This window comes from Chitinophaga hostae, assembly GCF_018224885.1.
Classification (GTDB): domain Bacteria; phylum Bacteroidota; class Bacteroidia; order Chitinophagales; family Chitinophagaceae; genus Chitinophaga; species Chitinophaga hostae.
Genome location: NZ_JAGTXB010000007.1, coordinates 367,388 through 376,309 on the forward strand (window position 1 = coordinate 367,388; position 8,922 = coordinate 376,309).

Annotated in this window: 8 protein-coding genes; 2 read left to right on the forward strand and 6 right to left on the reverse strand. The window is 47.4% G+C overall.

All coding sequences use genetic code 11. The features are described 5' to 3' along the window. Positions 1-160: 160 nt before the first annotated feature. The 6 genes from KE626_RS17155 to KE626_RS17180 form a co-directional block, all read right to left on the reverse strand. Entirely contained in the window at positions 161-1,378 is a 1,218-nt protein-coding gene (locus tag KE626_RS17155; RefSeq protein ID WP_211974147.1) for a FecR family protein, read from the reverse strand. Positions 1,379-1,526: 148 nt separating this feature from the next. Beyond that, complete coding sequence (locus KE626_RS17160; RefSeq protein ID WP_211974148.1) at positions 1,527-2,123, reverse strand: RNA polymerase sigma factor; 597 nt, start codon at positions 2,121-2,123, stop codon at positions 1,527-1,529. A 38-nt stretch (positions 2,124-2,161) separates the two neighbouring features. Further along, the gene (locus KE626_RS17165) at positions 2,162-2,731 is read right to left on the reverse strand and encodes a DUF6620 family protein (protein ID WP_211974149.1); all 570 of its coding nucleotides are present in this window, start codon (positions 2,729-2,731) and stop codon (positions 2,162-2,164) included. Between the two features lie 11 nt (positions 2,732-2,742). After that, on the reverse strand, positions 2,743-3,567 hold the full coding sequence (locus KE626_RS17170; protein WP_211974150.1) for a hypothetical protein: 825 nt from the start codon (positions 3,565-3,567) through the stop codon (positions 2,743-2,745). A gap of 15 nt (positions 3,568-3,582) precedes the next feature. Then, on the reverse strand, positions 3,583-3,831 hold the full coding sequence (locus KE626_RS17175) for a hypothetical protein (RefSeq protein WP_211974151.1): 249 nt from the start codon (positions 3,829-3,831) through the stop codon (positions 3,583-3,585). A gap of 20 nt (positions 3,832-3,851) precedes the next feature. After that, complete coding sequence (locus tag KE626_RS17180; protein ID WP_211974152.1) at positions 3,852-4,808, reverse strand: SPFH domain-containing protein; 957 nt, start codon at positions 4,806-4,808, stop codon at positions 3,852-3,854. Positions 4,809-4,988: 180 nt separating this feature from the next. Between KE626_RS17180 and KE626_RS17185 the strand changes: the two genes are divergently transcribed. Continuing rightward, the gene (locus tag KE626_RS17185) at positions 4,989-5,669 is read left to right on the forward strand and encodes a hypothetical protein (RefSeq protein WP_211974153.1); all 681 of its coding nucleotides are present in this window, start codon (positions 4,989-4,991) and stop codon (positions 5,667-5,669) included. Positions 5,670-5,894: 225 nt separating this feature from the next. Beyond that, entirely contained in the window at positions 5,895-8,702 is a 2,808-nt protein-coding gene (locus KE626_RS17190) for an outer membrane beta-barrel family protein (RefSeq protein ID WP_211974154.1), read from the forward strand. Positions 8,703-8,922: the final 220 nt, after the last annotated feature.

The following is an 8,922-nucleotide window of genomic DNA, read 5'->3' on the forward strand; positions in this document are numbered from 1 at the left end:
TTTAGGTTGATAATGATAATTGCCGTAAGCGATTGTAATAACAGGCCTGAGCTTATGCCGGGGGCGCAGCGAACGCTCCCGGTTTTTTTGGCCCTTGTAATACTGGTAGTGGAATAAACATTAAGGACTCATATGATCAGTTTTTTATAACGTAGCAAATTCAGGGCGATACGATCAGTTGTTTTCCTTTGATCTCAAAATGTACTTCGCCGGTTAATTCCATCATTTTTAATACCTGTGAGATAGGTACATTCCTGGGGATGATCCCCCGGAAGTGAGCGGTCACGGGTGCTTTGTATATTACTTCCACATCATACCAGCGGGCGATGAGCCGCATGGCAGATGCGATATCGTTGCCTTCGAGCTGGATAAAACCATTTTTCCAGGCCACCGCTTCTTCCGTATTCACGTTTTGCTGAAGGGCCAGCGTCTGGTTATTTTTATGAAGACTGGCGCCCTGACCCGGCCGCAGCTGTATGCTGCTGCCATGGCTACTTACAAGCACTGCGCCTTCCAGCAGCGTAGTGTTCGCCTGCTGCTCGTCTTCATACGCCATAATATTAAAGTGCGTACCCAGCACCACTACTTCCATGCTATCGTTACGGGCGGGCACCTGCACCCGGAACGGGTGACTAACGTTAGCGGCTACTTCAAAATAGGCTTCCCCGTTTAGCTCTACCCGTCTGTCGCCCTCATGGAACGCAGTAGGATATTTCAGCGTGCTTGCAGCGTTCAGCCATACTTTGGTACCATCGGGCAGTGTTACCTGGAACTGGCCGCCACGGGGCGTACGCAGGGTATTATATGCCATTGCGGAAGATGTAGTATGCGGGGAGGGTGTATAGGTAAGCTGTCCCGCGCCGGGCTTGGAAACTTTAGTATTGCCCTGCTCGGCGAGGACGCCATTTACGGCGCTATCAAGCGGTACCTGTGTACCATCGGCCAAGATCAGCACTGCCTTATTACTGCCAGGCGCTACATCACCTGCAGGCGCCGCTATAACTACGGCCATTTGTGGCGGGGCAGGCTTCCGCAGCAACAGGTAAGCGCCACCGGATAAGAGCAGCAGGCCGGTTACAGCGGCTGCCGCTCTCCATCCGTAACGGCGCCATAACGGTATAGGGAGTACTTTTCCGGTAGCTGTTTCCGCGGACCGGTCAGCTGCCAGTATGTTATCGGCGATATGATCCCAGTAAACTTCATCGTAGTCGCTCATGCCGGAAGGAAGATCCTTTTCCAGCAAAGTGGCGGCCACGCGCGCGGTATTGCCGGTATCATCGGCCTGGATCAGGTCTGACAATTCCCGGAGCTCGGCATCAGTAGCAGTATGGCTTACAGCCTGCTGCAGGAGGTATGCTAAACGGTCTTGTATGGACAATTTATTCTCTTTTTTGAAAGTGTAAACAGATAACGTGGCTGTTTCATTAAACGTGGTATTGTTGGTCCAGGGCAACCATATCAGGTGGCGCCTTATATCAACAGACGCACAACTGGCTATTTAGGACCTATGGGAAGAAATAATTTTTTTACCGGCCCAGCAACCATACCACCAGGGCGGGAAACAGGTGCCCGGATAGCTCCAGGTGCTTCCGGATAAATTGCAGGGATCTGACGAGTGAGTTTTTAACGGTATTAGGGGAGATGGAAAGTTCAGCAGCAATCTCCGGTATCTTCAGTCCGTTTTCCCTGCTTAACAGGTAAATACGTTTCGCCTGGGGCGGCAACAGGGCTACGGCCACGCCTATCTGTTTTACCATGGCGCTGTAGCTTAATAATTCCTCTGTGGTGCTGACCGGCTCATCAGCGGTATAACGGGAGCTGATCACATCCATGGCTTTATGATGTACTACCTGTTTACGGAGATAGGAAAACGATTGGTGGAATATGATGCGCAGCAGCCAGGAACGGGGGTTTTCAATTTCTATCAGCTTGTCGCGACTCATCCATAACCGCAGAAACGATTCCTGGATAATATCTTCTGTAACAGCAGCGGTTTTGGTGAGATGTGATACCAGGGGGCGCAGCTCCGGTACGTAACGATGGAAAAATTGTCGGAAGGCGAGTTCGTCGCCTTCCGAAATTAGCTTGAAAAGTTCTCTATCGTTAATTGAATTCGCCTGCATGAGAGATGCCCCGGCGCTAAAAGTAGCAAAATTTAATTTCAGAATTCAATATCATCCGCCACATTACCACCCTGCGCTTCTGAAAACAATTTCTCATACTTAGCCCTGTAAGCAGCCTGTTTTTTATTATAGCCTTCAAAATCAGCAGCTATTTCGCGGTGCAGCTCCGCGTTCCAGTTAGATGCGGCGATCTGGAAATCGCCCAGGGAAATACCATAAGTATCTACAACCCACTGTGCGCCGTCAACACCGTAATCATAGGCTACCTGTCTTGCTACCTCCAGTTCGTCATAAAACGCTTTATCGGTTTTTATCTTCGTGGTATTATCGGCTCCTTCAGCAGAAACGTTGGCTTTTAAGCCGTTGAATTTCGGATGCTGATCAGCCTGACCAAAGTATTGACCAAAGAGGGTGACAATATGAAAGGTTTCGTCCTGCTTCATACGTTCCGGCCAAAGCAGGTTTACTTCCTGCCATACTGGTAATTCTACGCCAAGGGCCGTGGCTATATCCTGTTCGCTCAACCCGCTTCCTAATTTTGCGCAGGCAGCGCTATAATCTTCCAGACTGATACCGTGGATGGGCGCTAATAATGGATTCTCTGACATATGTTTGTTTTTTAGTAATGACCAATCTCCATGTCTTTCAACATGCGTTCATAAAATTTTTCGTTTTCGTTTGCCATATCCGGCACTATTTTGTTCCATTCATCGAACATGGCCCGGAGGTATTTCCGGTACAGACCAGGATCTTTTGGATGGGTTTCATTAAAGTTGCGAAGCAGGTGAGCCGTGCGCTGTTCTGCCAGGCTGCGTGCATTATGCAACACCATCTGTGCTTCCGTGGAGGGCATAAAGGTGTTCTGCGTATGACAAAAGGAACAGCTGACATAAGTAGCGATAAAAAACATTTTTGGAATGCTGATATCACCTCCGCACTGGCGGCAGTTAAAGCTGTCTTTTATCTTTTCAAATGCCAGCAGTTGCTCCTGGTAGGCAGTTTCCAGGTCCTGTTCCCCTGCTGCCTGTTGCAGCTGTTCGATGGCCGCATGCAGCTTTTCTTCGAAAACCTGGTGCCTGTCAATACAATCCATCCGGAAACTATGCAACAGGCTATGGTATTTGCTGCCGGCTTTTGTGATAATACCCGGTATCATGGCTTCACCGGAAAAAAGAAGACCATTGATTTTCTCTTCTCTTACCTGGTTGGCTTTAGTGCGCATCTGCGACAACTGTCCCAGCAATCCCATTAACATATGTCCGTGCGCACGTTTATACGGATCAGTATCCTGGTTAAAAACGCTTTTCAGTTCGGGTACTGCGGCGGCACACATCTCCGTCATCCTTTCTTCCAGTTTTTGTAAAAAGGTAAACCACCTGTCACGCGTTTCATTGATGGTAGCTATCAGCTCCGGGTTATCATATTTTTTTTCAAAACCAAACATGGATACGACTATAGGTTACGAGTTATTTCCTTTTTTGATGTGAATACCGTCTGTGAGTTTTATTTCCATAAATACAAAACCACAATAGGCACAAGCAGTAAGTCCGTGGCGGAATGCCCTGCCAGCACCGCAATTGGGACAATCGCGGGCATCCATGCCGGCATCTTCTTTTTTTACTTCCCCGCCATAATTCTTTTGTTGCAAGGCTTTTTCTTTCAGCTTTTCAACATAGGTTAACGCACGTTTCTTTTCGTTTTCACTCATATATACAAATTGAAAACCCGTTATAATAATTTCAGCAATGCTTCTTTCTTTGCGGTGTATTCTCCCGCATTAATCAATCCTGCTTCAAAAAGATGTTTTAGTTTTTGCAGTCTCACGCTAATATCCTCTGCCGGTGGACCGGGTTCCACAGCAGGTATCAGGGGTTTCACCTGTTGCAGCATCACTCCCATTGCCACGGCTTGCTGCATGGCATTTCCGGCAGCTGAATTTTCTTTGTCTATCGCATTCGCCAAACTAAACTGTGTAAATTTATTCATGTCGGTTACCATGTTCATACCGGTTACCTTGTCATAATGCTTCAGTACTTCTTCCGGCAACGTGGCATTGGTAATGGTAAAACGGGTTACTTCCAGTCCGAAGTCGTCGAAATAGGGCTGGATCAAAGGCCCGATCTTTTCATTCAGGGCAGAAAGATTACTGGCTACATCCACTACAGATATACCGGCTTTGGCCAGTGCTTCCGCAAATTTCGGCGCAATAAAATCCCTTAACTGCCATTCCAGTTCCCGGATACCCAGCTGCGGAAAAGTGCCGGCATACTCCCTGAAAAACTTTGCCACATCTGCAACCCGGATATTATAGGAGCCAAATGCCCTTATGCGTACCTGCCCGAAACTGCTGTCCCGCATCAGCACAGGCGCGGGGGTTCCCCATTTCAGGTTAACAAACTGATGCGTATTAAAAAAATAAACGTCTGCTTTAAAAGGGCTCTGAAAGCCATACTTCCAGCCTTTAAGACGGCTAAGCACCGGTATATTTTCGGTATGCAGCGTATATCGCCCTGCTGTAAATATATCTGCCAAACGGCCCTCATTAAGAAAAAGCACCGACTGGCTTTCTCTTACAGTTAACGCTGCACCATTTTTTATTTCTTTATCTGTATCAGGAAACTTCCACATCAGCAGGTCCGGATCCGGGGGCACAGATTCAATGATTTCAACAAATGGTAGGGCCATATTGCCTGGGTTTAAACATTCATGTTGTGTAAAAGTACGGTTTTACCGGGTCATTATCAGCACCTGTACCGCTTCCACCCGGTGAAAATACCTGTTTCCGGGTATTTTCCCAAGTTAACGTTTTAATAATTTTGCAGAACATTAGCACTCCTCATAATTCGGAAATCATCAGCATCAAATATGAAATATACATTACTTCTTTCCATTGCCGTTTCAACCCTCCTGGTTTCCTGCAGCAAAAAAGACGGAGACAAAGGCCCCAGCGACGAAGACATTCTTCACAAAAAAGTGGAAGACATCATTCCGCAAAAATACCTGGACACCTTACAAAGGCTGAAATTGAATATTAACGGCGGCGTAACGCCTCCCAATGTGGAAGGCAGTTACAGCATACGTCCATCCATACTGGACACCAGCAATATCGACACCGACAGCCCCGGCACCGAGTTTCACCCGGGGATCGTACATTTTTCCGGGCAAAACAGTAAGGACTTCAGTATAAAACTGATCGGCGAACATTTTGTAGGCATTTCAGATACCAGCATTGCAACCGCTATCTCCGGCTCCGGTAACGACTTTACCGTGTATGGAAAAATAAAATCAGTCAACGGCAGCAAATCTGCTATCATTGCCCTGATCATAACCGCAACAAAAGATGGGGACCATCTCCGGAACTTTAAGATCGGTATTATTAACATCGACAACAGCAATGGCGCCGGGGTATTTATCCCGGAAGGAAAAGGACGCGTGGCACACGACCAGGATCTTATATCGGAGAAAATAACATCCAAAAAGGCGGCAACAGAAAACTCCCGGGTGGAATCATTATCGATCCGTCACCTGGGCCTGATATACCAATAACGATCATCCCATAACTGTTATACTTAAGCTAATATGCTAACCCCGTTTTTTCCAATACCGTAGGTTATTCGCTCTTTTGCTACTACATCCGTACGTGCATTCCAGCTGTAATAACCTATGGTTTTTTTTTGTCCCAATTCATTAACCTTCCTTAACATTAAAGCAACCCTCGTTAACCTGCTTTAGCGTGCAGCAAAACTACATTCGTACCTGTAAAAGTGTACTATGAAGAAATGCTACCTGCTGCTTATTGCCTGCTGGCTCTCCTTTGCCGCCTACGCACAAAAAAATGGTTCCATTAAAGGCTCCCTGCTCGACACCGCTGCACACCACCCGGTGGTATCCGCCACGGTAACGCTGCTGAAGGCGAAAGACTCATCACTCGTAACGTTTACGATGACCAATAACAAAGGCGCCTTCGAGCTCAGTGGAGTACCGCCGGGCGACTACCGGCTGCTCTTTACCCATGTAAGCTATCACAACAACCGTCGCCTGGTTACCATTCCCGCCGGCAGCGCAGATGTGCAGCTTCCTGCCGTTATCATGCATGACCTGAGCAGAACCCTCGATGAAGTAGTTGTAACCGGGGAATCGCCCCCCGTGACCCTTATCGGCGATACCATTCAATACAATGCCGGTTCGTTTAAAACCATCCCCAATGCCAGTGTGGAGCAGCTGCTCAAGAAAATGCCCGGCATACAGGTCAATAAAGACGGTACGGTAAAGGCGCAGGGACAAACCGTAAAACGGGTGCTGGTGGACGGCAAGGAATTTTTTGGCACCGATCCGAAAATAGCCACCAAAAACCTGCCCGCCGACGCCGTCGATAAGGTACAGGTATACGATCGCCTCAGCGATGCCGCACAGCTGACCGGCTTCGACGATGGCAACAGCGAAAAAACCATCAACCTCAAACTGAAACAGGATAAAAAGAAAGGCATGTTTGGTAAAGCCACTGCCGGCGCAGGAACCAGCGACCGCTATGAAGGCCGTTTCAACATCAACTCTTTCAAAGGCGCCCGGCAGCTTTCTGTTATCGGGATGGCCAACAATACCAACGCCGAAGGATTTTCCTTCATGGACATGATGAGCTTTAGCGGTGAACTGAATCGCATGCGCCAAAGCGGCAATGCCAGCTTCGCCCTCAGCTCCGTTGACCCGATGGGCGCCCTGGCAGGCGGTGGTAACAGCGATGGGTTTAAAGACATCTGGGGCGGCGGTATCAACTACAATAATATCATCGGCAAAAAAACGGCTTTTAGCAGCAGCTACTTCTACAATCACTATAACCCACACCAGGAAAGCAATTTACAGCGACAATACTTTTTACCTGACTCCACCTACAGCTATCAGCAGCAGGCCCAAAGCAGCAATCTGAATAATACCCACCGCGCAAATATCAGCGCCGATATACAATTGGATTCATCGCAGTCACTGAAGATCACCAGCTCTATTGGCTACCAGGAAAACAACAGCAACAGCGCCACCAATTATAAAACACTTACCGGAACACAGGAGCTGGCCAATGAAGGAGCCAGCATTAACCAATCTTCCGGGAAAGGCAGTAATGTAAGCGCAGATATATTATACCGGAAAAAATTCCGGCGGCCGGGTAACACCTTTTCACTCGGCCTTCAAACCAGTTTTAACAATACAGAAAGCAATGGCAGCCTGCTTTCTGCAAATCACTTTTATCTTCATAACGGATCTCAACCGGAATACGATTCCATACACCAGCGAAATACGGTATCCGGCAATCTGAAAAGTTATAACGCCCGCGCCGTATATACGGTACCGTTATTAAAACATTCCCTGCTGGAACTCAGCATGAGCAGAAGCAACAGCAGCAATACTGCCGACAAGGTTACCTACGACTACAACCGGCAAAACGGCAAGTTCGATCAGCTGAACCCTTTACTGAGCAATAACTTTGAAAACACTTACGGATATACCAACGCAGGGTTCCGTTGGCGTACCAAACAAAAGAAATTCAGTATTGCTGCCGGTCTGAACTGGCAACAGGCGGCGCTGGAAGGAAAAATTATCGCCGGCACCAAAGACTCCGTCATCGGTAAAACATTTTATAACCTCCTCCCCTCCATGCGGTTTAAATATGACTTTACCCGTTATCGCAATCTTAGTATCAACTATGCCACGGTCACCAATCAACCCAGCATGTCGCAGCTGCAGCCTGTTCCCGACATCAGTGATCCGCTCAATATCCAGGAAGGCAACCCTTACCTGAAACAGGAGTTCACACATGCCGTACAACTGAGCTTTATTTCTGTAGATCCCTTCAGGAACAAAAATCTCTTCGCCTTTTTTAACCTCCAGGAAACGCAGCATAAAATTGTGAACAACGACGTGGTAGACAGTCTGGGTATCAAACATACCCGCCCGGTAAACATCAACGGGGCCTATAATATGACGGGCAGCGTTAACTGGAGCCTCCCGCTGCACGTATGGTCCGGCGCCATTAACTTCAGCAGTAACATGGGCTACGGCAGCACGCAGCAGTTTATTAATACCGCCGCCAATACGATCCGCACACTTACATTCGGTCCCGCCGTACGCGCAGACCTGAACCCTTCCGAAAAACTGGATCTGTCGATCAGCGCAGGGATTAACTACTACAAAACAGATTATTCGCTGAAGTCCGCACTCAACACCGACTATTTCTCGCAACAATATGAAGGCAGCATCAACTGGCAACTACCGGCAAATTTTTATTTTTCCGGTAGCCTGGTGTATATCATCAACAGTAAACGGGCTAATGGTTATAACAACAGCATCCCGCTTTGCAATGCATCGCTGAGTAAACAGTTTCTGCATTTTAACCGGGGCGAGTTAAAGCTGAGTGTATCCGATCTCTTTAATGAAAATGTAGGGATCAGCCGCAGCACTAATCAAAATTATATTGAAGACAGCCGGACCACCAATTTGCAGCGCTTCTTCCTGCTGAGCTTCACTTACAGCCTGAATAAAACCGGGCTTTCAGCGGGGGGTAGGGCGCATAAAATAATGATGCGTTGATGCGGGGATTGTCTTGCCCAGGATTAAACTGATTTTGATGATTTAGATGATTTTTTTTTGATGATTTTTAGATTAAAAAAGATTAGGTGAGATTGTCTTACCCAGGATTAACCTGATTTTGATGATTTAGATGATTTTTTACTTTTTGATTTAAAAGATTAGGGGAGACAGCAGCGATACATATTTGCTGTTATCTCCCTTAATCTTTTTTAATCTAAAA

Excerpts from the sequence above, each read along its gene's own strand:
- KE626_RS17175 (WP_211974151.1), bottom strand. The coding sequence starts at position 3,831 with ATGAGTGAAAACGAAAAGAAACGTGCGTTAACCTATGTTGAAAAGCTG.
- KE626_RS17180 (WP_211974152.1), bottom strand. The coding sequence starts at position 4,808 with ATGGCCCTACCATTTGTTGAAATCATTGAATCTGTGCCCCCGGATCCG.
- KE626_RS17185 (WP_211974153.1), top strand. The coding sequence starts at position 4,989 with ATGAAATATACATTACTTCTTTCCATTGCCGTTTCAACCCTCCTGGTT.
- KE626_RS17160 (WP_211974148.1), bottom strand. The coding sequence starts at position 2,123 with ATGCAGGCGAATTCAATTAACGATAGAGAACTTTTCAAGCTAATTTCG.
- KE626_RS17165 (WP_211974149.1), bottom strand. The coding sequence starts at position 2,731 with ATGTCAGAGAATCCATTATTAGCGCCCATCCACGGTATCAGTCTGGAA.
- KE626_RS17190 (WP_211974154.1), top strand. The coding sequence starts at position 5,895 with ATGAAGAAATGCTACCTGCTGCTTATTGCCTGCTGGCTCTCCTTTGCC.
- KE626_RS17170 (WP_211974150.1), bottom strand. The coding sequence starts at position 3,567 with ATGTTTGGTTTTGAAAAAAAATATGATAACCCGGAGCTGATAGCTACC.